This window comes from Streptomyces fungicidicus (assembly GCF_003665435.1).
Classification (GTDB): Bacteria; Actinomycetota; Actinomycetes; order Streptomycetales; family Streptomycetaceae; genus Streptomyces; species Streptomyces fungicidicus.
In genome coordinates this window covers 357306-380060 of sequence record NZ_CP023407.1, presented here as the reverse complement: position 1 = coordinate 380060, position 22755 = coordinate 357306, and the positions used below count along the sequence as shown (strand labels likewise).

General features: G+C 73.6%; 12 protein-coding genes and 2 pseudogenes. 8 read left to right on the top strand and 6 right to left on the bottom strand.

All coding sequences use genetic code 11. The features are described 5' to 3' along the window. The first annotated feature begins 1 nt into the window (after position 1). Positions 2-295: a DUF1330 domain-containing protein gene (locus tag CNQ36_RS01545; protein ID WP_121544609.1), complete on the top strand. Its 294-nt coding sequence runs from the start codon at positions 2-4 to the stop codon at positions 293-295. Positions 296-442: 147 nt separating this feature from the next. On the opposite strand, the gene CNQ36_RS01540 is transcribed toward CNQ36_RS01545, so the two are convergent. Together CNQ36_RS01540 and CNQ36_RS01535 are read right to left on the bottom strand one after the other, a co-directional pair. Beyond that, positions 443-1327 (bottom strand): aldo/keto reductase, encoded by an 885-nt coding sequence (locus CNQ36_RS01540; protein ID WP_121544608.1) that lies wholly within the window; start codon positions 1325-1327, stop codon positions 443-445. Between the two features lie 143 nt (positions 1328-1470). Then, a pseudogene (locus CNQ36_RS01535) lies at positions 1471-1614 on the bottom strand (transcriptional regulator); the annotation flags it as partial. Between the two features lie 129 nt (positions 1615-1743). Between CNQ36_RS01535 and CNQ36_RS01530 the strand changes: the two are divergent. From CNQ36_RS01530 to CNQ36_RS01515, 4 genes and pseudogenes are all read left to right on the top strand, one after another. After that, on the top strand, positions 1744-2760 hold the full coding sequence (locus CNQ36_RS01530) for a zinc-dependent alcohol dehydrogenase family protein (protein ID WP_121544607.1): 1017 nt from the start codon (positions 1744-1746) through the stop codon (positions 2758-2760). Between the two features lie 47 nt (positions 2761-2807). Further along, positions 2808-2912, top strand: a pseudogene (locus CNQ36_RS35680) ((R)-mandelonitrile lyase); the annotation flags it as partial. Positions 2913-2952: 40 nt separating this feature from the next. Further along, positions 2953-3222: a CDGSH iron-sulfur domain-containing protein gene (locus CNQ36_RS35675; protein ID WP_323135669.1), complete on the top strand. Its 270-nt coding sequence runs from the start codon at positions 2953-2955 to the stop codon at positions 3220-3222. Between the two features lie 93 nt (positions 3223-3315). Then, positions 3316-4269, top strand: coding sequence for a DUF5996 family protein (locus CNQ36_RS01515; protein ID WP_121544606.1), 954 nt, complete (start codon positions 3316-3318; stop codon positions 4267-4269). A 212-nt stretch (positions 4270-4481) separates the two neighbouring features. On the opposite strand, the gene CNQ36_RS01510 is transcribed toward CNQ36_RS01515, so the two are convergent. Together CNQ36_RS01510 and CNQ36_RS01505 are read right to left on the bottom strand one after the other, a co-directional pair. Continuing rightward, the gene (locus CNQ36_RS01510) at positions 4482-4754 is read right to left on the bottom strand and encodes a DUF3253 domain-containing protein (RefSeq protein WP_121544605.1); all 273 of its coding nucleotides are present in this window, start codon (positions 4752-4754) and stop codon (positions 4482-4484) included. A gap of 267 nt (positions 4755-5021) precedes the next feature. Further along, positions 5022-6368, bottom strand: a complete 1347-nt coding sequence (locus CNQ36_RS01505) for a helix-turn-helix domain-containing protein (protein WP_121544604.1) — start codon at positions 6366-6368, stop codon at positions 5022-5024. A 686-nt stretch (positions 6369-7054) separates the two neighbouring features. On the opposite strand from CNQ36_RS01505, the gene CNQ36_RS01500 reads away from it, so the two are divergent. Further along, complete coding sequence (locus CNQ36_RS01500; RefSeq protein ID WP_121544603.1) at positions 7055-7735, top strand: PAS domain-containing protein; 681 nt, start codon at positions 7055-7057, stop codon at positions 7733-7735. Between the two features lie 100 nt (positions 7736-7835). Here the strand turns inward: CNQ36_RS01500 and CNQ36_RS01495 are convergent, their stop codons facing one another. Next, on the bottom strand, positions 7836-8354 hold the full coding sequence (locus tag CNQ36_RS01495; RefSeq protein ID WP_121544602.1) for an RNA polymerase sigma factor: 519 nt from the start codon (positions 8352-8354) through the stop codon (positions 7836-7838). 64 nt (positions 8355-8418) lie between these two features. Then, positions 8419-9726 (bottom strand): phthiocerol/phthiodiolone dimycocerosyl transferase family protein, encoded by a 1308-nt coding sequence (locus tag CNQ36_RS01490; protein ID WP_121544601.1) that lies wholly within the window; start codon positions 9724-9726, stop codon positions 8419-8421. Positions 9727-10218: 492 nt separating this feature from the next. On the opposite strand from CNQ36_RS01490, the gene CNQ36_RS01485 reads away from it, so the two are divergent. Both CNQ36_RS01485 and CNQ36_RS01480 read left to right on the top strand, forming a co-directional pair. Further along, the gene (locus CNQ36_RS01485) at positions 10219-18855 is read left to right on the top strand and encodes a non-ribosomal peptide synthetase (RefSeq protein WP_121544600.1); all 8637 of its coding nucleotides are present in this window, start codon (positions 10219-10221) and stop codon (positions 18853-18855) included. After that, on the top strand, positions 18848-22738 hold the full coding sequence (locus tag CNQ36_RS01480) for a type I polyketide synthase (RefSeq protein WP_206278397.1): 3891 nt from the start codon (positions 18848-18850) through the stop codon (positions 22736-22738). Before CNQ36_RS01485 ends, CNQ36_RS01480 begins: the two co-directional genes overlap by 8 nt. Positions 22739-22755: the final 17 nt, after the last annotated feature.

The window sequence follows — 22755 nt, the reverse complement described above, 5'->3', positions numbered from 1 at the left end:
CATGCCCAAGGGCTACTGGGTCAGCGTCTACCGCACCATCTCGGACCCTGAGAAGCTGGCTGCTTACAACAAGCTGGCCCGCCTGGCCGTCGCGGCCGGGGGCGGCCGGGTCCTCGTCCGTGGCGGTCGGGTCGTGGCGTACGACGCCGGAATCGCCGAGCGCACCGTCCTGATCGAGTTCGACAGCTTCGAGCAGGCCGTCGCGGCGCGCGAGAGCGCGTCCTACCAGGAGGCGCTGGTCGCCCTCTCCGACGGCGTCGAGCGGGACTTCCGCATCGTCGAAGGCATCGACTGACCCACGTCCGGTCGGATCCTCACGTGGCGAGCCCACGACCGGGTTCTGCGCCGTTGCGGCGCGGGCGGCCGGGGACAGGCCGCCGCCGGTGCGGACCTGAGCCGGTCACGGAACAGGACCGCCGCCGGCAGCCCGCCGCCGGGCGGGTCAGGCCTCGGGGACGGCGCGGCCGAAGTCGGCGAGGGTGACGTCCTCGGGTTCGGGGCCGCCGCGCCGGCCGGTCTCCAGCGCGTCCAGGGCGGTGAGTTCGGCCGCGGTGAGCTCGAAGTCGAAGACGTCGATGTTCTCGGCGATGCGGGTGCGCCTGGTGGACTTGGGGATGACCGAGCGGCCCTGCTGCAGACCCCAGCGCAGCAGCACCTGGGCGGGGCTCTTGCCGTGCGCCTCGGCGACGCGGGTGACGGCCGGGTCCTCGAGGACGCTCCTGCGGTCCTCCCCGAAGCCCGGGTAGAAGGTGATCCCCCCGATCGGCGACCACGCCTGATTGAGGATGCCGTGCCGGTCGTCGAAGTCGAGCACGGCACGCTGCTGGAAGTAGGGGTGGATCTCCAGCTGGTTGACCGCCGGCACGACGGAGGTGGCGTCCAGCAGCGTGGTCAGGTGGTCGACCATGAAGTTGCTGACGCCGATGGCGCGCACCTTGCCGTCGGCGAGGAGCTTTTCCAGTGCGCGGTAGGCGGCGAGGGTCCTGTCGAACTCCGACGGCAGGGCCTGGTGCAGGATCAGCAGGTCGAGACGGTCCACCCCCAGCTTCGCGGCGCTCTTCTCGAAGCCGTGCAGGGTCTCGTCGTACCCGAAGTCGCTGATCCAGATCTTCGTCTCGATGAAGATCTCGTCGCGCGGCACCCCGGAGTCGCGGACGGCCTGGCCGACCTCGCGTTCGTTGCCGTAGGCGGCGGCGGTGTCGATGTGCCGGTAGCCGAGGTCGAGCGCGTCCGCGACAGCGGCCCTGGTCTCGTCGGGCGGGGTCTGGAAGACGCCGAGTCCCAGGGCCGGCATCTCGACGCCGTTGTTGAGGGTGAGGGTCTGCATCACAGGGACCTTTCGAGGTGAGTAGCCCGTGCGGGCACCACGAGGCGCCGCGGAGGCGCGCGCCGGGCGTCCTCCGCGCTGCTCACAGACTGCCTGCTCACAGCCGCGCGAGCACTTCGGGCGCCGCCCGCCCCGGGGGCCGGTCAGTCCTCCCGCTGCGGTCCGGCGAGGGCTTCCCGTGTCGCGGACCAGGAGGCGAGCAGGCGCAGGCCCTCTTCGGAGGGGGAGCCGGGTTCCGCCGTGTAGATGGTGACCGTGAGGCCGGGTTCGGCCGCCATCTCCAGGCTCGGTGCCTGGTTGGCCGCAGCCGATGGGGTTACCTGGAGGAGACGGCACTGTCCCCGGCCTTCCGCCCGGGGGCGGCCGTACGCGGACCGTCCACAGAGGTCCGAATCCATGTGAGCAAAGGAACCCCCATGCGCGGCGCAGTGATCCACGCCCCCGGTGACGTCCGCTTCGAGACGCTGGACGACCCGGAGATCCTCCACCCCACCGACGCGGTCATCCGCACGGCCGTCACCTGTGTGTGCGGCTCCGACCTGTGGCCCTGGCGCGGCCTGGAGCCGATCGGCGACGCCCATCCGATGGGGCACGAGTACGTCGGCTTCGTCGAGGAGGTCGGCTCCGAGGTCACGGCGGTGAAGCCGGGCCAGTTCGTCGTCGGCTCGTTCGCGACCTCGGACAACACCTGTGCCAACTGCCGCAACGGTTTCCCGTCGAACTGCCTGCACCGCGAGTTCATGAGCACCTGCCAGGCCGAGTACGTCCGCATACCCAACGCCCAGGGCACCCTGGTCGCCACGGACGTGGTGCCGGACGAGGAGCTGTGGCCCGGTCTGCTGGCCGTCTCCGACGTCATGGGCACCGGCTGGTGGGCCGCCGACGCCGCCGAGGTGCGGCCGGGTTCCACCGCCGTGGTCGTGGGCGACGGAGCGGTCGGGCTGTGCGCGGTGATCGCCGCCAAGGAGAGGGGCGCGGAGCGGATCGTCGCCATGAGCCGCCATGCGTCCCGGCAGAAGCTGGCCCGGGAGTTCGGCGCCACCGACATCGTCACCGAGCGCGGTGCCGAGGGCATCGCCAGGATCAAGGACCTCACCGGCGGCATCGGCGCCGACAGCGTGCTGGAGTGCGTGGGCACCGCGCAGGCCATGCGGCAGGCGCTGCACTCCGCCCGCCCCGGCGGCAGCGTCGGCTTCGTCGGCGTCCCGCACGACGTCTCCGTCGACGGGCCGGAGCTGTTCTTCTCCCACGTCGGCCTGCGCGGCGGCCCCGCCCCCGTGCGCCGCTACCTGCCCGACCTCGTCGAGCGAGTCGTGACCGGCCGGATCGACCCGGGCAAGGTCTTCGATCTCACCCTGCCCCTCGACCAGGTCGCCGAGGGCTACCGGGCCATGGACGAGCGCCGGGCCATCAAGGCCCTCCTCAGGCCCTGACCGCCGGCCACGGCGTCGCCCTCCCCCCACAGCAAGGAACGCCTTCCATGGAAATCGTCACGCAGACCCCGACCGTCAAGGCCCCCGCAGAGCGCTTCACCGGCGACGTCTACCTCAACATGATCGAGACCCCGGCCGATCCGGCCCGGCTGCAAGGCGGAGTACGAGGGTGCGGGAGTCGGGTCGGCGCTGGTGCGCACGACTCTCGACGAGCGTAGGACCTGCTGTACCAGCCCCGCAGCAAGGTCAGCGACTGAGCAGCCGAGCACGACGGGAACGGAGGGGCGCCCCGACCGGCCCACCACGATCACCCGCAGTGCCGCCGGGCAACTGACCGTGCGCGGGGAGCTGAGCGTGGACACACCGCAAGGTGTGCGAGCCGAGACCAGGGCCGTGCTGTGCGGCTGCGGGCAGAGCCGCCTCCAGCCTTACTGCGACCACGCGGGGCCCTGCGGTCAGTGATGCGGCCCGGCCCGCTTCCCGTATGTTGGTAGCGGCGGACGGTGCTGTTCCTGTTCGCCACCCGCTCCCACCTCGCGTCGGATGTGAGAAGCGATGACCGCACCAGCGACGTACTGGCCGAGCCTGCGGGTCTCGGACTGGACCGCCACCCGCGACACTCTCCACATGTGGACCCAGATCGTGGGAAAGATCCGGATGGCCCACGCACCCCTGATCAACCACTGGTGGCAGGTGACTCTGTACGTCAGCCCCCGCGGGTTGACGACGTCGGCCATCCCGTACCGCGCCGGGGCGTTCGAGATCGAGTTCGACTTTGTCGGCCACCGGCTCGACGTCCGCAGCAGCGACGGCGGCGCGCGAAGCTTCCCGCTCCGTCCCATGCCGGTCGCCGAGTTCTACAGCCGGATCCTGCACGAGCTCGATGAGCTGGGGATCGACGCCCCGATCCATCCGTACCCCAACGAGGTCGAGCCGGCCATCCCCTTCGCCGAGGACCACGACCACGCCTCCTACGACGGGGAAGCGGCTGCCCTGTTCTGGCGCCAGATGCTGCAGGCTAACCGGGTCATGGGCGAGTTCCGCTCGTACTTCGTCGGCAAGGTCAGCCCGGTGCACTTCTTCTGGGGCGCGATGGATCTGGCCTGCACCCGTTTCTCCGGACGGGCGGCTCCGCCGCACCCTGGCGGCGCACCCAACTGCGGGGACTGGGTCATGGTCGAGGGCTACTCCCGGGAGCTGTCGAGCTGCGGGTTCTGGCCCGGCGGTGGAGAGGAGGGCGCCTTCTACGCCTATGCCTACCCCGAACCCGACGGGTTCGCCGATTACCCGGTCGGCCCGGAAGGCGCCCACTTCAGCGCGGAGTTCAAGCAGTTCCTGCTGCCTTACGAGACCGTCCGTGCCGCGCCCGACCCCGACCGCGCCCTCACCGAGTTCCTCCACACCACCTACGAAGCCGCCGCGGTGCGCGGACAGTGGGACCGCGCGGCGCTGGAGGACGACCCCTTGCGGTGGGCGGCTGCTTCTTCGCCCCGGTGGGCTTCGAAGTGACCGACTCCGCCCCGGGCGCCGGGAGGCTTTGCCGCAGACCCGGTTGGCGAACTGTTCGCCGTTGCGCTGGGGGCGGACGCCGTCCTTGAACTGACGCCGGCGGTCGGTCTTCGGGGCAGGCGACGCGTTCCTTGACCGTCCACGGCCACCTTCGGGGGCGGTCCGGGAATCGTGCCGTGGCCGTGTCCGCACCTGGAGGTGCCCAGCTGCCGCTACCGGCGCGCGCGCCGAATACGTACGGGTCCGCGCGTCTCCGTCTCCACGACGGGCCGGCCGCCCTGCGTCACCTCGACCTCGCCGTCGTTCACCAGACGCCATGCCGCGCGGCGGGCCGGTTCCATCAGGGCCCGCCAGCCGTCGTCTCCCTCGTAGACCGCGCGCGCCGCGTCGGACGGACAGATCGACGCGGTGTCGGCACGGCGCTCCAGCAGGCTCATGATGGCCTTCTCCAGCCGCAGACCGAGCTGCCGGTCCATCTCTTCCATGCGATCCAGTGTGCCGGAGGGCTTGTGCGACGGCAGGACGAGTCGCCGCCCGCACCGTGGCGGCCCAGCTTGACCGAAGCGCTTCCGGATCCGCTCCGCGCGATCTGCTGGAGGCTGAGCGCACACCCGCACACCCGCACACCCGCACACCCGCACACCCGCGGTGCCGTCGTGCCCGTGCCCGCGCGTGGGCGGCCCTCCGGCCGGTCAGTGACGGGTCGGCGCGAGGCCCAGGCCGTTCGCGCCGGCTGGGCCGTCGCGCCGTCGTCACGGCTTCCCTCTGCTCTCTGCGAGGCCGTCCGCCCCGCCGGCGCGAGTGCCCCGCCCGTTGACGGACCGCGGCCCGCCCGACCGGCCGCGGCACGTGTGGCAGGGGGCCGCCCCGGAGGGGTGGATGCCGGCAGCCAGGGCGGTGGCCAGCACTTGCCAGACGTGGGCGGCGAGGCCGACGTACCCGGACTGCGTGGCCTGCCGTGCGAGCTGCTGGAGCGCGGCGACGCCCTCCTCGACCCGGCCCGCGTGGATCGCCAGCCGGCCGTCGAGGACCGACAGCCGTACCCGGTCACGGTAGGGGAGACGCAGGTCCTCCTCGGACAGCACGGTCCGACTCAGCAGGGCGGCGTCCTCCAACCGCCCTTGCGCGAAGGCGAGATGAGCCTGGAGGGCGTGCAGTTCCTGGAGCTGCGCAGGCGTGCCGGTCAGATCGAGGACGGAGGCGGCCGCTGTCAGCCATTCCTCTGCGGCAGCCACCCGGGGCGGTGACATCTGCAGGGCCGCAGCGGCGGCGGCGGTCCGCAGCCGGGCCCACGCGGTCAGGTCCTCCCGTCCGTCCTTGAGCAGACTCAGGGCCTGGTCCAGCCGGGCCATGGCGGCCGCGTCGTCGCCCTTGCGGCTGCTGACCACGGCGGCCGTCCACAGGGCCTCGGCTGCCTGTACGGCAGAGGCCCGGGGCAGCAGATCGCGGTCCAACTCGTCGACGTGCTGCGAGGCCGCCTCCCACCGGCCCAGTTCCGTCTCGGTGCTGATCAGCTCCAGCAGGGCGGCCAGGGTGTCGGGCACGCACAGGTGCGCGGTGCGGGCGAGGGCGAGTGCCTCCGTCGCCGCCGATTCCGCCGTGTCCAGGTCGCCGATGGCCCGTGTGCAGCGCGCGTAGCGGACGAGCGAGCGGGTGTGGAGGTCGGGGGCGTCCAACGAGCGGCTCAGCGCCAGGAGTTCCAGCAGCCGTGTGCGTTCCGACCGGTGGTCGCCGTCGCGACCGGCGGCTTGGCTGAGCAGCCACAGGGCCTGCCAGCGGGCGGCGGGGTCGTCGCCGGGGTCGTCCTCGACCGCGCGGTCGAGCGCCGCGGTGCTGTCCGTCCCGGACGGCGCCGAGACCACGGCGGCCAGCACTCCGCTCAGGGACCCGTCGTCCTGCGGGCCGGTCAGGGCCGAAGCGTCGACGCCGAGTCGCCGGGCGAGGTAGGCCACGGTGCGCTCGGTGGGTCGCCGGCCGCCGGACTCCAGGCGTGACAGGTGTCCCGTCGACATGCCGTCGCCGACGACGTCGGCCTGGCTCAGGCCGCGTGCGGTCCGGAGTCTTTTGAGCCGACGGCCGAACTGCGGCTGGTCGAGCATCTCCCTCCTCGGGTTCGGTGGCCCGGTCGGCGCGGTATCCGTGGTTCCGCTTGCCCGATCGGGCAGGTGAGTTGTCAGCACTTCAAGGAGCGCGGCAAGGGGCGACAAGCCGTTAGGTGTGGCGGGTAAGCGCATTCCAATGGGCAGCGTCCCGGGCCGGCGGGATTGTTGGTGACGGCGGTTCGCGGGGCCCGAATTCGGCCCGCTCGCACAAGAGTTGACGCATTGCCCAGATCACCTGGCAAACTCTTGTCTCAAGGGTTGTCTCCCCTTAATCTCGAAGGAGGCTTCCCCCTGACGATCCCCTCTTCGCCTCGTGGAGGTTTTCGTGCTCCCCACTGCCCGAACGGGCTTCTCGTCTCGACAGGGCTTCCGTGTCGCCCGCCCGCCCGTCGACGGGACCGCACCTCGGGCTCGAACAGCAGTGATGACAACGTTGCCCAGCAGACCCGGATGACGGTCGCCTCGGCACCGTTCCCTCCGCACCCTCCGCTCACCCGACCTGAACCCGGTTCCGGGGCCCGCCGCCGGCCGGGAACGACGCGGAACTCCGGCCCCGGCCACCGACGAGGTGGCGGGTGCCGTCACCGGGCGCTCGTCGACACCCAGGTACAGCGCATCGGTCCGCTCCGCGTCCCTGACACCCTTCCCAGCCCCCCACGTGCAGGAAGAAGGAAGGTACGTCCGTGGCCACCAAGAGCTACCCCGACGCCTCGCCCAGCAAGAAGAGGACCGCAGCCACAGCTGTTCCCGCCCGCCGCGACCTGATCGCCGCGCAGGACCACGTGACCCCGGCGGCCACCTGTACGGCTCACCTCTCCCCGCAGGACCTCGTGGTCACGGCCGCGGAACCCGAATTCGCCCGCCAATTCGGTCTGAGTGCCGACGAGATCTGCGGACGCGGACTCCTCGAACTGCTCCGGTCGCGGACTCCGGGCCATTTGCGGGAACAATTCGCCGCGCTTTCCTCGGGGCCCAGCCGGAGATTCAAGCAGAAGGTGACGGGCCGGGACGGCGACGGCCGCAGTTTCCATGCCGATATCACCGCCATCGCCGTCAGGCACCCCTCGGGTGAGATGGCCGGTGTCGTCGTCCTGCTGCGCCGGACGGCGGAAGCGGTCACCGGCGGGCCCGTGCTCAGCGCCCTGGACGCGCAGGTTCTGGAGGGTGTGGCGAATGGCGAATCCACGGTGCAGTTGGCCTCCCGTCTGTATCTGAGCCGCCAGGGCATCGAGTACCGCGTCGGACAGATGCTGCGTCGTTTCGACGCGCCCAACCGGCCCGCCCTCGTGGCGCGGGCACACGCCCTCGGGATGTTCGCCGCGGGGCAGTGGCCCCCGCGTGTCCTCCCGGAATGCGTGCGGTAGTGCGGAACGGGGCCTGCCGGGCCCCGCACGGCGGCCGTGGCGGAAACACCGCCACGGCCGCCGCCGTAACGGTCCGGCCCCCGCGGGGGCCGGACCGGCCTCACGCCGCCGAGGGCTGCCAGGCTTCCTGGAACCGGCGGCGGGCACGGAAGAGACGGGAACGGACGGTGCCCACGGGCAGGGCGAGCACCTCGGCCATCTCCTCCTCGTTGAGCCCGTAGACACGCAGGGCGAGGACCTGTCGGTGCGCCTGCGACAGGCGTTCCAGCACATCGCTGATGTACACCGCGTCCAGGGGATTCGTCTCCTGCCGAGCCTCCACCTCGGAGCAGCAGCGCTCCGTGCCGTAGCGCTTGGCGGTGCGGACGGCCTCCCGGACCGACACGGAGCGCACCCAGCCGTAGAACGCCGCTGGTTCGCGCAGGGATCCCAGGCCGCGGTAGACGGCCAGCAGTGCCTCCTGCGTGGCGTCGGCGCCGTCGTCATGGGTGATGGACCGGCAAATACGCGCCACGTAGGGCGTGATGGCGGTCAGCAGGTGGTTCATCGCGTGCTCGTCGCCCGCCTGGGCTCGGGGGAGCAGCGTGAGGGCGGAGGGAAGTTCGCTGACGGTCGTCATGACGGACAGAGGTTCCTTACGGCCGGGCGGGGCGGGGACGGAAGGGGCGGACGGGCGGTCGTACTCAGCCGGTGGCGGCCAGGGCGTGCTCGGGCTCGACCGCATCCGTGAAGGCCAGGAGTCCGGCGCGCACGTCGTCGCGGAATGCCCTCATGAAGTCAGGGCTGTAGCAGGCGGTGGAGTGCGGGAACTCGATGCTGAGCCGGCCCTCGAAGGAGACGACGCAGGCCATGACGGGGCTACGACCGGCCTGCGGGAAGTAGTGCTCGCGGCCCGGGACCAGTCGTACGTCGACGGCCCGCAGCCCGCCGGGCAGGCGGGGGCCCGGGACCACGCCCATGTTGGTGGCGATCACCGTGGCCAGTTGCAGGGCGGGGTTGCGGCGGATCTCCGGCGTGATGCGCATCTCGTGCACGTGGTCGCCTCGGGAGAGGAAGTCGCTGAGACGGGCGTGCACGGCGCGGGCGACCTCCAACGGCTCGGAGCCTGCGGACACCTGAAGGGACTGCAGGTGGGTGGTGACCGCGGGGACCGGGGCGGAGGCGGGCAGCGGCGGGGACAGCCGCGAGCGCAGGTCCACGGGGGAGAGACAGCCGAGCGTGCGGGCTCCGTCGTCCCCCGGCAGCCGCCGTCTCGCCGTCACCAGAAGGGTCGCGGAGATCAGAGCGTGCACCGAGACGCCCGAGGCGCGCGCCGTCCGGCGCAGCCGTGAGGTGAGGTCCGCGTCCAGGGTCGTCCTGCGGACCTCGATGTGCCCGCCGGCGTCGGCCCCTTCGCCGAGGGCGGCGTCGTAGGGGACCAGCTCGACCGGATGGCGCCGTACCTCCTCCAGGCGGCCGGCCAGGTACTTCGTCGTGTCGGCGTCGTCGACGGCAGGCAGCAGCCGGCTCACCGGCTCCGGCCAGCGGGGGCCCTCCGGATCGGCGCTCTCGCCGGTGCCCCCCTCGACCAACTGCCGGTAGCGGTCCCACAGGGCGTTGTGCAGTGCGATGCTGCTGTGGCCGTCGGTGATGGTGTGGTCGATCACCAGCACGAAGAGGTGGCGGTCCCCGCCCGGTGCACTGACCAGGACGGCGCGGCTGAGGGGGCCTCCGAGCGGCAGTGGCCTGTTCAGCTCCGCCGCGTAGGCCTCGGCCTCGTCGCCGGTCCGGGTGACCAGCCGGGGCAGCTCGTCGGCGTCGAGGACGCGCAACAGGTGCCCCGCCCCGTCCTGTTCGATGCGGGAGCGCAGCGGCGGGTTCGCCTCGGTAGTGGCGTCGAACGCGGCCGACAGTGCCGCGACATCCACCGGTCCACGCAGGGTGCAGGACAGCACGGCCCTGCTTCTCTGGCTCACGTAGAGCGTCTCGACCGGACACAGCGCACGGTGCATGCCGTCAGCCTTCTTTCCGTCGTTCGTTCCGGAAGTCCACGGCCCCGGGACGGGTCTGCCGCCGCGGTGGTCCGCGGGGAGGTCGGGGGCCTTTCGAGGGTGCACGGCGGAGCGCGGCGGAATCCAGCCCACAGGCTCCTGGGCGGGGAAGTCGCGTGATTTCCCTAGAAGTTGAGCAGTGGTCCGCACTCCCTGGCCCGGCGGATTTCAGGGAAATCACTGAAGCGCCCGCCGGCGGGCCGGTTCGCCTTGACCCGGCCCGTGCGGGTGCCTCAACGTGCTGTGACGTGAAACCGGGGCAGACGGCGTGATCGCCCTGACCCCGGTGTGCGGCCTTTGCATCCCCTGTATCCCCCCGTGGGCCGCGCCCGGTGTGCGGCGGTACGCCGTGCGCGGGCGACACGGGGGTGGCACAAGGGTGGCCGCACCCGTCCGATCCGGCCGGGCCTCGCCGTCCGGGACATCTTCGGTTTGCCACGTGAGGTTTGCGCTATGTCACTCCAGGACGACGCACGTCGACCGCTGTCCGGAGCCCAGGAGGGCCTGTGGTACGCCGGACGGCTCGCACCGGACAGCGCCGCGTACAACACCGCGGAGGCCGTGGAGATCCACGGTCCCCTCGACAGCGCCCTGTTCGAGACCGCGTTGCGGCGCGTCGTCGCCGAGGCCGACACCTTCGCCCTGCGGTTCGCCGACACCGACGACGGTCCGCGCTGCCACCCGGCTCCGGAGGCGGACGACTGGAGTCTGAACCGGGCCGACGTCAGCGGCGCCGCCGATCCGGAAGCCACCGCATGGGAGTACGTCCGCGCCGACCTCGCGACCCCGGTGGACCCGGAGAAGGGCCCCCTGTTCGCGCACACCCTGCTCACCCTCGCCGAGGACCGGCACCTGTGGCTGCTGAGGGCACACCACCTGCTGCTGGACGGCTACAGCTACAAGCTCCTCGGGCGCCGCCTGGCCGAGACGTACAACGCGCTGGCCGAGGACCGCGAACCGGAGCCGTGCGCCTTCGCGCCGGTGCGCCGGCTCCAGGAGGAGGAGGCGGCCTACCTCGCCTCCGAGCGCTTTGCCCGCGACCGTGACCACTGGGCGCGGCGTCTGGCCGGCCTGCCCGAACCCGCCCGGCTCACTGCCCGCACGGCGCCCCCCACCGCGCCCTTCCTGCGCCGCACCGCCGAACTGACGCCCGCCGAGACCGATGCCCTGGACGCCGCGGCCGCCCGCCTCGGTGTCCGGCGCACCGACCTGCTGACCGCCGCGACCGCCGTCTACCTGCACCGGATGACCGGCGCCCGCGACCTGGTCCTGGGCATGGCCACGATGAGCCGGCTGGGCAGCGCGGCCCTGCGCACCCCCGGCACCGCCTCGGACGTCCTGCCGCTGCGCGTGGCCGCCGCCCCCGCGACGAGCGTCGCGGAGCTGGCCCGGGCGGTCGCCGACGAACTGCGGGCCCTGCGCCGCCACCAGCGCTACCGCGGCGAGTTCCTCCGCCGCGACCTGGGCCTGCTGGGCACCGGACGCCGACTGCACGGGCCGGTGCTGAACATCGTCCCGTTCGACGAGTCCCCGGTCTTCGGCGGTCACCCCACCACCTGGCACCACCTGTCCGGCGGAGCCGTCGACGACTTGCAGATCTCGGTGCGTCCCGGACAGCGCGGCGGCGGACTGTGGCTGGCCCTAGACGCCAACCCCGCCCTGTACGGCGAGGACGAACTCGCGTTGCACCGCGACCGGTTCCGCACGCTGCTGCGCCTGCTGGCCGAGGCCGACCCGGCGACGCCGCTGGGTGATCTGGACATCCTGCTGCCGGGCGAACACCCCGGCGACACACCCGCGCACACATATCCGGTCGGGCGGACCCTGACGGAGCTGTTCGAGGAACGGGCCGCGGCCGGGCCCGAGCGCACGGCCGTCAGCCACCGGGACGAGCGGCTCACCTACGCCGGTCTCAACGCCGAGGCGAACCGGATCGCCCGGCTGCTGACCGAGCACGGCGCGGGCCCCGGCCGGGTCGTGGCGCTCGCCCTTGAGCGCGGCATCCGGCTGCTGCCCGCCCTGCTGGCCGTCCTGAAGACCGGCGCCGCCTACCTGCCCCTGGACCCGGGTCAGCCGGCCGGGCGGCTGCGGCTGGTCGTCGAGGACGCGGCCCCCGTCGTCCTCGTCACCGAACACGCCCACTCTCACCTCGCCCAGGACGCCGTCCCCACCCTGCTGCTGGACGACCCCCAGGTGGCCGCAGATCTCGCCCGCCGCTCCGGCACCGACCTGACCGACACCGAACGGCACGGCCCGCTCAGCCCGTCCGACACCGCGTACATCATCCACACCTCCGGCTCCACCGGCCGCCCCAAGGGCGTACCCGTGCCGCACGCCAACGTCGTACGCCTCTTCGCCGCCGCGGCCGAGCACTTCGACTTCCGGGCCGACGACGTGTGGACGCTGTTCCACTCCTACGCCTTCGACTTCTCCGTGTGGGAGATCTGGGGCGCCCTGCTGCACGGTGGCCGGATCGTCGTCGTGCCCTACGCCGTCAGCCGCTCGCCGCGCGACTTCCTCGACCTGCTGCACCGCGAGGGCGTGACCGTCCTCAACCAGACACCGTCCGCGTTCGAGCAGCTCATCGACGCCGACCTCGAACACGGTCACGGCAGTGGGGCGTTGCGCTATGTCGTCTTCGGCGGGGAGGCCCTGCGCCCGGCGCGGCTGCGCCCCTGGGCCGACCGGCACGGCCTCGACCGACCGACGCTGGTGAACATGTACGGCATCACCGAGACCACCGTGCACGTCACCCACCACCGGCTCACCGAAGCCGACCTGGACGACCCGCGCCGCGCCGGCGTCATCGGCACTCCGCTCGCCGACCTCCGGGTCCACCTGCTGGACGCCGCGGGACGCCCGGTGCCGCCCGGCGCGACCGGCGAGATGTACGTCTCCGGCGCCGGTGTCGCCCCCGGCTACCTGCACCGCCCCGAGCTGACCGCCGAGCGCTTCCTCGATGACCCCTACGGCCCGCCCGGCACCCGCATGTACCGCTCGGGCGATCTGGCCCGGCGCCGCCCCGACGGCACCCTCGACTACGTCGGCCGCGCCGACGCCCAGATCCAGCTGCGCGGCTTCCGCGTCGAACCCGGCGAGATCGAGGCCGTCCTCGCCGCCCACCCCGGCGTCACCCGCGCCGCCGTCGTGCCCCGCCACGCCGGCAACGGCGCCCTGCACCTCGTCGCCTACACCGTCCCCTCCGGCGACGCACCCGTGAGCCCCGCCGACCTGCGCGCCCACGCCGCCGCCCACCTGCCCGACCACATGGTCCCCGCCGTCTGCGTCCCGGTGGACGCACTGCCGCTGACCGCGAACGGCAAGCTCGACGTCCAGGCGCTGCCCGACCCCGACTTCACCACCGTCGCGTCCGGCACCCGCCCCACCACACCCGAACAGGTCCTGGTGTGCGCCCTGTTCGAGGAGGTACTGCAGCTGCCGCGGGAGTCCGTCGGGGTGGACGCCGGCTTCTTCGACCTGGGCGGCGACTCCCTGCTCGCCACCAGACTGCTGGCCCGTCTGCGGCACGAGACCGGCGCGGAGATCCCCATCACCGCCCTGTTCGAGACGCCGACCCCGGGGGCGCTCGCGCGACGGCTCGCCGTAGGAGGGCACGACGCCTCGCCCCGGCCGGTCCTCGGCGACATCGCGCGCCCCCCGCGGGTGCCGCTGTCCTTCGCCCAGGAACGCATGTGGTTCCTGCACCGGCTCGACGAGGGCGCGGCCACCTACAACATCCCGCTCCTCGTCCCCGCCGAGCCCGACCTCGACGCAGAGGCGCTCGACGCGGCCCTCTGCGACCTGGCCGACCGGCACGAGAGCCTGCGCACGGTGATCGCCGAGCACGACGGAGTGGCCTACCAGCGCGTCCTGGAGACGGCAGAGCTGCGCCCGGTGCTGCGGCGGATCGACTGCCCCGCCGCCGAGACCGCCGCCCATGTGACCGCCGCGCTGCGGCGCCGGTTCGACCTGACCGCCGAAAGCCCTCTCGCGGCCTGGTTGCTGGGCACCGGGACCGAGCGGGTCCTGCTGTTGGTCCTGCACCACGGTGCCGCCGACGGCTGGTCGCTCGGCCCCTTCGCCGCCGACCTGTCCGCCGCCTACGCGTCCCGCCGCCGGGGGAGGGCACCCGAGTGGACCCCGCCGGCGGCGCAGTACGCCGACTACGCGCTGTGGCAGCGCGCCCTGCTGGCCCCCGGACCCGACGGCCCCGGCCGTATCGAACGGCTCACCACCCACTGGCGCACCGCGCTGGACGGCCTGCCCGAGGAGTGCACCCTGCCCGGCGACCGGCCACGGCCCCCGGCACCGCGCGGCGGCGGCGCGCACGTCGAACTCGCCGTCGACCCCGCCCTGCACCGCGCCCTGCTGCGCCTCGCCGACCGCGAGGGCGCCAGCCTGTTCATGGTGCTGCACGCCGCCGTCAGCGCCCTGCTCACCCGCTGCGGCGCCGGCGAGGACATCGTCCTCGGCACCCCCGTCGCCGGTCGCACCGAACCCGGCCTCGACCCCCTGATCGGCCTGATCACCAACACCCTCGTGCTGCGCGCCGACACCTCCGGCGACCCCGCCTTCCTCGACCTCCTCGCCCGGCTGCGCACCGCCGACCTGGCCGCCCTGGACCACCAGGACCTGCCCTTCGACCGGCTGGTGGAGGACCTCAACCCGCCCCGCACACCTGGCCGTCACCCCCTGTTCCAGGTGATGCTCGCCCTGCAGAACAACAAGCCTGCCGTCCTCGAACTCGACGGCACCCGAACCGAGTTGCGGCCCACCGCGACCGGCACCGCCAAGTTCGACCTCTTCGTGGACGTCCTGGAGCACCACGGCCCCGAGGGCACCCCTGACGGCCTGACGCTGCACGTCGAGTACGCCACCGACCTTTACGACGCCGGCACCGCCGAGGCGTTCGCCCGCGCGCTGCACGACGTCCTGAGCACGGTGAGCGCGGACCCCGCGACCCGCCTCGGGGGCCTGCCCGCGCTCCCCGAGCGCACCCCCGCCCCGGCCGTGGCCGATCCCTCCGTCCTGGAGGACGCGGCCCTGTCCGTGCCCGGCATCCGCGACGCCCACGCCCTGTCCGGAGGCGGCGACGCCCCGTCGCGCCTGTACGTGGTGCCCGGGCGGTCCGACGCCGCCGAACGTGTCGAGGAGCTCCTGGACCGCGCGGGGCACGGTTCCGTCCGCGTCACGGTGGTCAACGCCCTGCCCCGGGCCGAGGACGGCACCGTGGACGGCGCGGCACTGCGTGCCCTGCCCGCCGTCGACGCGACCGCGGCCCGGACCTGGCGGGAGCGGCTCGCCCAGCTGGCCGACGTCACCACGGTCGACGTGTCGGTGGAGAACGCCCCCGAGGAACTGGACCGCCGCCACACCGGACTGCCCGACCGCTCCGCCGAAGCCGCCCCCAACGCCCGCACCGCGGAAACCTCCGGCGTTCCGGCCGTCAGCGAAGGCCCCGCCCTCGTCGAGCCGTCCGTGCCCAGCTGGGCCGAGGCACTGCGCCGCGCCGCCGCACGGGACCGGGGCGACATCGTCCACGTCCACGCCGACGGCAGCGAGCACCGGCGGACCTACGCGTCCCTCGTCCCCGAGGCCTCCCGCGTCCTGGCCGGACTGCGCCGGGCCGGACTGCGCCCGGGCGACCAGGTCATCCTCCAGTGCGACGTCACCGAGGACTTCCTCGCCGTGCTGTGGGGCTGCGTCCTCGGCGGCTTCGTCGCCGTCCCGCTGACCGTCCCCGCCTCCTACGACACCCCCTCCGCGGCGTTGACCAAGCTGGAGGGCATCTGGCGGATGCTCGGCCGGCCCTGGATCGTGTGCTCCGCCGGCCGCGAGGCCGGTCTGCGCGCGGTCGCCGCGCGGCAGGACTGGCCCGGGCCGCGCATCACCACCGCCGACGCCCTGCGCGAGGCGCCCGAGGACCACGACTGGCACCCCGCCGCACCGGACGACCTCCTGCTGATGCTCATGACGTCCGGCAGCACCGGCCTGCCCAAGGCGGTGCGGCTCACCCACCGCAACGTGCTGACCCGCTCGGCCGCCACCGAGCAGATGAACGGCCTCGGCGCCGACGACGTCTCCCTGAACTGGATACCGCTCGACCACGTCACCGGCGTGGTGATGTTCCACCTGCGCGACGTGTACCTGGGCTGCCGCCAGGTCCACGCCCCCACCTCCTGGATCCTGCAGGACCCCCTGCGCTGGATGGACCTCGCCGACCGGCACCGGGTCACCGTCACCTGGGCGCCCAACTTCGCCTTCGGGCTCCTCGCCGAACAGGCTCACCGCTTCACCGGCCGCGCCTGGGACCTGTCGCCGATGCGGCTGGTCATGAACGCCGGTGAGGTCGTCGTCGCCTCCGCCGCCCGCGCGTTCCTGCACACGCTCGAGCCCTTCGGCCTGCCGCAGGACGTGATGCACCCCGGCTGGGGCATGTCCGAGACCTGCTCCGTGGTCACCGATGCCGTCCTGCCCCCCGAACCCGTCCCGGACGAAGGGATGTTCGTCAGCTGCGGCCGGCCCTACCCCGGGTTCGCCATGCGGATCGCCGACGAACAGGGCACGGTCCTCACCGAGGGCGAGGCGGGCCGCTTCCAGGTCCGCGGCACCTCGGTGACCGGCGGCTACCACGACAACCCGGCGGCCAACGCCGAGGCGTTCACCGACGACGGCTGGTTCGACACCGGCGACCTGGCGTTCCTGCGCGACGGCGAGCTCTACATCACCGGCCGCGCCAAGGACGTCATCATCGTCAACGGCGTCAACCACTACAGCCACGAGATCGAGGCGTGCGTCGAGGAACTGCCCTACGCGGAGCGGAGCTTCACCGCCGCGGTCGCGGTACGCACCGACCCCTCCTCACCCACCGACGAACTCGCCCTGTTCCTGCACCTCACCCCGGAGGCCACCGCCGACGAGGCCCGCGCCCTGCGCGAGATCGCCGGCAAGGTCACCCGGGAGATCGGCGTCAGCCCCGCCTTCCTCATCCCGGTGGCGCGGGACGCCGTCCCCAAGACGGAGATCGGCAAGATCCAGCGCACCAAGCTGCGCAAGAGCTTCGAGGCGGGCGACTTCGACGACGAGGTGCGCCGCACCCAGGTGCTGCTGGGCACCGCGGCCACCGTCCCCGACTGGTTCCTGCGCCCGGTGTGGCAGCGTGTGGAACGCGCCGGTACCCGTCCCACGGCGTCCGGCCGGCACACCCTCGTCCTCGCGGGCGGCGACCCGCGAGCCGGCGCACTCGCGCAACGGCTCGCCGACGCGCTGCGCACCGCCGGGGGCCTGTGCACGGTGGTCGGCGAAGGACCGTCGTACACCCGGATCGACGCCGCGCACTACCGCGTCCGGCCCGCCGAGGAGTCCGACTACGCCGCGCTCCTTGGCCGGCTGGAGCAGGACCATCGGCCCGTCGACGCCGTCCTCCACCTCGACGGGTTCCGGGGAGGCCCCCCGGCGGCGCCCGACGACACGACGGGTGCGGAGCGGCTGCTCGCCTTCACCCGGGCCCTCATCGCCCGGCCCGGCCGGCAGCGCCCCGTGGACCTGGTCCACGTGTCCGCGGGCGCCCACGCCGTCCACCCCGGCGACCACCCCTCCCCGGCCCACGCCCTGGCCGGAGCGCTGCTCAAGTCGCTGGCCGAGGAGTGCGGCTGGCTGCGGACCCGGCACCTCGACCTGCCACCGGGCGACGGCACCGACCCGCTGACCATCCTGACGGCGGAGGCGGCCGCCGGCGCGGACGGCGCGGACGTGGCGTACCGCGACGGGCTGCGCTACGAACGCCGCCTCGCCCCCCTGCCCGACAGCCCGACCCGCGCCGAGCCGCCCGCGCACGAGGGCTTCACCCTGCTCACCGGAGGCCTCGGCGGCGTCGGCACCGAGATCGCCGCCCACCTGCTGCGCACCCCTGGCACCCGGCTGCTCGTCGTCGGGCGCTCCCCGGAGGACGAGGCCCACGCCCTGCCGCGGCTGCGTGAACGCGGGGAGGTCCGCTACGCCCGCGCCGACGTCACCGACGAGGCCCGCGTCCGCGCCGCGGTCGAGGCCGCCACCGAGGCGTGGGGCGTGCCCCTGACGTCGGTGCTGCACCTGGCCGGGACGCTCGTGGAGCGCCCCGTCGGGGAACTGGACACCCCCACCTGGCGCCGGGCGCTGGAGGCGAAGGTGCGCGGCGCGTGGATCCTGCACCGGCTCACCGCCGACCACCCGGTCACCTCCTTCGTCACCTTCTCCTCGGTCAACGGCTTCTTCGGCGGCGCCATGAACGCCGCCTACGCCGCCGCCAACGCCTACCTGGACGCCCTCGCCGGGTACCGCCGCGGCCTCGGCCTGCCCGCGCAGTCGCTCGCCTGGAGCATGTGGCGCGAACGGGGCATGAGCCGCGGCTACGGTCTCACCGCGCTCTCCGAGGCCCGTGGCTACCGGCCGCTCGACGTTCCCGCCGCGCTGCGCTCCTTCGACCTCGCCCGCACCCTGGACGAGCCGCACCTGCTGATCGGCGCCGACCGCACCGCCCCCTGGGTGCGCAGCCACGTCGTGGCCCCCGTGCGCCAGACCCGCCGCCTGGCCGCGCGCGTCGGCCTGCGGGACGGCGCCGACCTCGGCGCCCTGTACCACGCCGTCACCGGCAGCGTCCGCGCGGCCGGCCTGTCCGACGACGGGTGGACGCTGCGCTCGGCGGGCACGAGCTCTCGCCCCGACGAGACGGAGACGGAAGACGGCCTGCGGCGGCTGGAGAGCCGGCTCGCCGAGGTGTGGTGCGACGTCCTGGGCCGCGACCGGGTGGGCCTGGACGACAACTTCTTCGACCTGGGCGGCAACTCCCTGCTCCTGGTCACCGCCCAGACCGCCGTGAACCGCGCCTTCGGCAGCGAGCTGTCGGTGGTCGATCTGTTCGCGCACCCCACCGTCCGGGACCTGGCCCGCCACCTGTCGGCCACCGGCGCGGGCCCGGTGCCGGACGCCGAGGCGCCCTCCCGGCCGGAGACCGACGACGGCCTCGACCGCGCCCGGGAACAAGCACGCCGGCAACGCGCCGCCCGCGCCCGCCGCACCGTCCGTCAGGGCAAGGACCGCGGCCATGCGTGACCGGGCCGACGGCACACCGCACACCCACGGACCGGGAGAGGACGAGGCACAGGCCGTGCACGACACCACCGCACCCCACGACGAGGACTTCCCCGCCGTAGCCGTCATCGGCATGGCGGGCCGATTCCCCGGCGCCGACGACCTCGACGCCTTCTGGGACAACCTCGCGGCCGGCCGGGAGTCCGTACGGTCCGTCACTGACGAGGAGTTCCTCGCCGCGGGCGGCGACCCGCGCGACCTCGACGACCCGTCACTGATCCGCAAGGCGTCCGTCGTCGAGGGCATCGACCGCTTCGACTCCGGCTTCTTCGGCTACAGCCCCGCCGAAGCCGCCGTCGTCGACCCGCAGCAGCGACTGCTGCTGGAGACGGCCTACCACGCCCTGGAGGACGCCGGCTGCCTCGGCACCGACCGGGCCGGAGAGACGTTCGGCGTGTACGCCGGGGCGGGCGACAGTCGCTACTACCCGGCCCACGTCCACCCCCGCTTCGCCGGGCAGCCCGGCTCGGTGGCCCTCGTCCACGCGGCCACGGCCAACTCCCTCGGCACCCTCGCCACCCGCGTCTCCTACGAACTCGGCCTCACCGGGCCCAGCGTGTCCCTGCAGACGGCCTGCTCCACCGCGCTGGTCGCCGTGCACACCGCCTGCCAGGACCTGCTCGACCACCGCTGCGACACCGCGCTCGCCGCCGCCGTCTCCCTCAACCCCTCCGCCGTCCTGGGCTACCGCCACGTGCCCGACGGACCCTTCTCGCCCGACGGGCACTGCCGGGCCTTCGCCGCGGACGCCGCCGGCACCTCCTCCGGCGACGGAGTGGGAGCCGTCGTCCTCAAGCGGCTGGAGGACGCCCTCGCCGACGGCGACCGCGTCCGCGCCGTGATCCGCGGCAGCGCCGTCAACAACGACGGCCGGCGCAAGGTCGGCTTCAGCGCGCCCAGCGCCGCCGGACAGACCGAGGTCGTCCTCGCCGCACAGGCCCAGGCCGAGGTCGACGCCGGCACCATCGGCCTGATCGAGGCCCACGGCACCGCCACCAAACTCGGCGACCCGATCGAGGTGTCCGCCCTGACGGAAGCCTTCCGGCACAGCACGGACAGGACCGGCTTCTGCGCGCTCGGCTCGGTCAAGACCAACATCGGCCACCTCGGAGCCGCCGCCGGCATCGCCGGACTCATCAAGGCCGTCCTGGCCCTGGAACACCGGCAGATCCCGCCGAGCCTGCACTTCGACCGGCCCAACCCGCTCATCGACTTCGACGCGAGCCCCTTCCGCGTGCCCACCGCACTGGAGGACTGGCCCGGGGGTGAGCACCCCCGCCGGGCCGCCGTCAGCGCCTTCGGCATCGGCGGCACCAACGCACACGTCATCCTGGAGGAGGCACCTCGCGTCGCACCCGACGCGCCGCGCCCGCCCGAGGAGGAGCGCCGCGTGGTGCTGCCGCTGTCGGCGCGCACCGCCGGTGCCCTGCGCGGCCAGGCCGAGGCACTCGCCCGGCATCTGGAGCGCCGCCCGGACCTGCGTTTGGACGACGTGGCCCACTCCCTGCGTACCGACCGGCCCGCGCTGCGCCACCGGCTCACCGTCTCGGCCGCCTCCCGCGCCGAGGCCCTCGACGCGCTGCGCTCCGCCGCCCCGGCCACCCCACCGCTGTCCGGCGACCCGGTCCGGGTGGCGTTCCTGCTGCCCGGCGGCGGCACCCAGTACCCCGGCATGGGCGAGGAGCTGTACCGCGACCAGGCTGTCTACCGCGACACCGTCGACGAGTGCGCCCGCATCCTGCGGCCGGTCCTCGGCACCGACCTGCGCACCGCCCTCTACGAGGAGCGACGGCCCGACGACCTCCGCGCGTTCCTCGGGCTCGTCGTCACCGAGTACGCCCTGGCCCGCACCCTCATGGAGTCGGGCGTGCGCCCCGACGCGCTGATCGGCCACTCGCTCGGCGAGTACACGGCCGCCTGCCTGGCCGGCGTCATCGACCTGGCGGACATGCTGCCCCTGGTCACCGAACGCATCCGGCTCATCAGCTCCGCCGGCGGGGCCACGGTCGGCGTCGCCGCCCCGGCGGAGGAGATCCGGCCCCTGCTCGACGCCGACCTGTCCCTGGCCGCCGTCAACGGCCCCGGCGCCTGCACCGTCGCCGGGCACCTCGACGCCGTCGCCCGCTTCGAGGCCGAACTCACCCGTCGCGGCGTCCCGTTCCGCCGCCTGCGCATCCCCGTCGCGGCCCACTCCCACGTCCTGGACCCCGTCCTGCCGGCCTACGAGACCCACCTGAGCCAGGTCACCCTGCGCCCGCCGCGCATCCCGTACGTCACCAACGTCACCGGCACCTGGATCACCGACGCCCAGGCCACCTCCGTACGGCACTGGATCGACCACACCCGCGACACCGTCCGGTTCGCCGACGGCATCACCGCCCTGTGGGACCGGCTGCGCCCCGTCCTCGTGGAGATCGGGCCCGGCGACACCCTGACCAAGCTCGCCACCGGCAGGCTCACCGACGAGGCGCCGGTCACGGTGACCACCATGCGGCACGCCAAGGCCGAGGCGTCCGACGGGTTCGTCCTCGCCGAAGCGCTGGGACGGCTGTGGAGCGCGGGCGTGGACCGCGCGCTGCCCCCGGTGCCGGGCGCGCCCCGACGGGTGCCGCTGCCCCCGTACGCCTTCGAACGCCACCGTCACTGGATCGACGCGCCCGGCGCCCGGACGGAGCCCGCCCCCTCCGGCGACAGCACGACAGCGGCAGACCCCGGCCTCGCCCCCCGGCCCCGGCTGGCGACCGAAAACGTACCGCCGCGCGACGACCACGAACGGGAGGTCACCCGGCTCTGGGAGGAGACCCTCGGCATCGGCGGCATCGGGGTGCACGACAACTTCTTCGACCTCGGTGGCGACTCGATGCGCGCCGTGCTGCTGGCGGGACGGCTGCGCCAGACCGGCGTCCTCGACGTCCCGGCGGCGACCCTGCTGGCCTCGCCCACCGTGGCCGGAGTCCTCGCCGCGGCCGGCGGGCCGGCCGGGCAGACCCCGGGGGCCACCTCTTCCGCGCTCGGCCCGCTGCTGCCGCTGCGTGCCGAGGGCAGCGCCGCCCCGCTGTTCTGCGTCCACCCCGGCGCGGGCGTCGCCTGGCGCTACACGGGCCTGCTGCCCCACCTCGGCGGCGATCAGCCCGTCTACGGCATCCAGGCCGCCGGCCTCGACGGCACCCGGCCGCCCGCCCCGGACGCCGCCGCCATGGTCGCCCACTACCTCGACCTGGTACGGCAGGTGCAACCCCGCGGCCCCTACCGGCTGCTGGGCTGGTCCTACGGTGGATTCGTCGCCCACGCGATGGCCTGCGCCCTGCAACGCGACGGCGAGCAGGTCGAACTCCTCGCCATGCTCGACGCGCCCCAGCCGCACGGCACGGCACACGACGACGACGCCACAGCACGTCAGGTCGCCGCCCTGCTGTCCAGGGTGGCCGGCCTCCCCGTCGACGCACAGGCCCCCGTGGAGGCGGTCCTGGACCAGATCGACGCCCGCGTCGCGGCCGACCCGGCGAGCGTCCCCGTCACCGGCGCCGAGGCCGCCGCCATCGCCGCCGTCATGCGCAACAACCTGCGCATCGCGCCCCAATTCACCCCTGGCACCTACCGCGGTGACGTGCTGTTCTTCAGCGCCGCCGAGGAGCAGCACACCGAGCACCCGGCGGATCTGGCGGTGCTGCCCGGCAAGGCCGACAGCTGGCGGCCGCACGTCGACGGAACCCTCCACGACCACCGCGTGCCCTGCGGCCACTACGAGATGACCGAACCCGAACCCATCGCCCGCATCGGCGAAGCGGTCACGAAGGCACTGCGTGCCCTCGGCGACCGCGCCTGCGCACCCCCTTCCCCGTGAAACCCGCGACGAGGAGA

What these genes read in the sequence shown, in the direction of transcription:
- CNQ36_RS01545 (WP_121544609.1), top strand. Translation starts at nt 2, where the DNA reads ATGCCCAAGGGCTACTGGGTCAGCGTCTACCGCACCATCTCGGACCCT.
- CNQ36_RS01540 (WP_121544608.1), bottom strand. Translation starts at nt 1,327, where the DNA reads ATGCAGACCCTCACCCTCAACAACGGCGTCGAGATGCCGGCCCTGGGA.
- CNQ36_RS01530 (WP_121544607.1), top strand. Translation starts at nt 1,744, where the DNA reads ATGCGCGGCGCAGTGATCCACGCCCCCGGTGACGTCCGCTTCGAGACG.
- CNQ36_RS01515 (WP_121544606.1), top strand. Translation starts at nt 3,316, where the DNA reads ATGACCGCACCAGCGACGTACTGGCCGAGCCTGCGGGTCTCGGACTGG.
- CNQ36_RS01510 (WP_121544605.1), bottom strand. Translation starts at nt 4,754, where the DNA reads ATGGAAGAGATGGACCGGCAGCTCGGTCTGCGGCTGGAGAAGGCCATC.
- CNQ36_RS01505 (WP_121544604.1), bottom strand. Translation starts at nt 6,368, where the DNA reads ATGCTCGACCAGCCGCAGTTCGGCCGTCGGCTCAAAAGACTCCGGACC.
- CNQ36_RS01495 (WP_121544602.1), bottom strand. Translation starts at nt 8,354, where the DNA reads ATGACGACCGTCAGCGAACTTCCCTCCGCCCTCACGCTGCTCCCCCGA.
- CNQ36_RS01490 (WP_121544601.1), bottom strand. Translation starts at nt 9,726, where the DNA reads ATGCACCGTGCGCTGTGTCCGGTCGAGACGCTCTACGTGAGCCAGAGA.
- CNQ36_RS01485 (WP_121544600.1), top strand. Translation starts at nt 10,219, where the DNA reads ATGTCACTCCAGGACGACGCACGTCGACCGCTGTCCGGAGCCCAGGAG.
- CNQ36_RS01480 (WP_206278397.1), top strand. Translation starts at nt 18,848, where the DNA reads ATGCGTGACCGGGCCGACGGCACACCGCACACCCACGGACCGGGAGAG.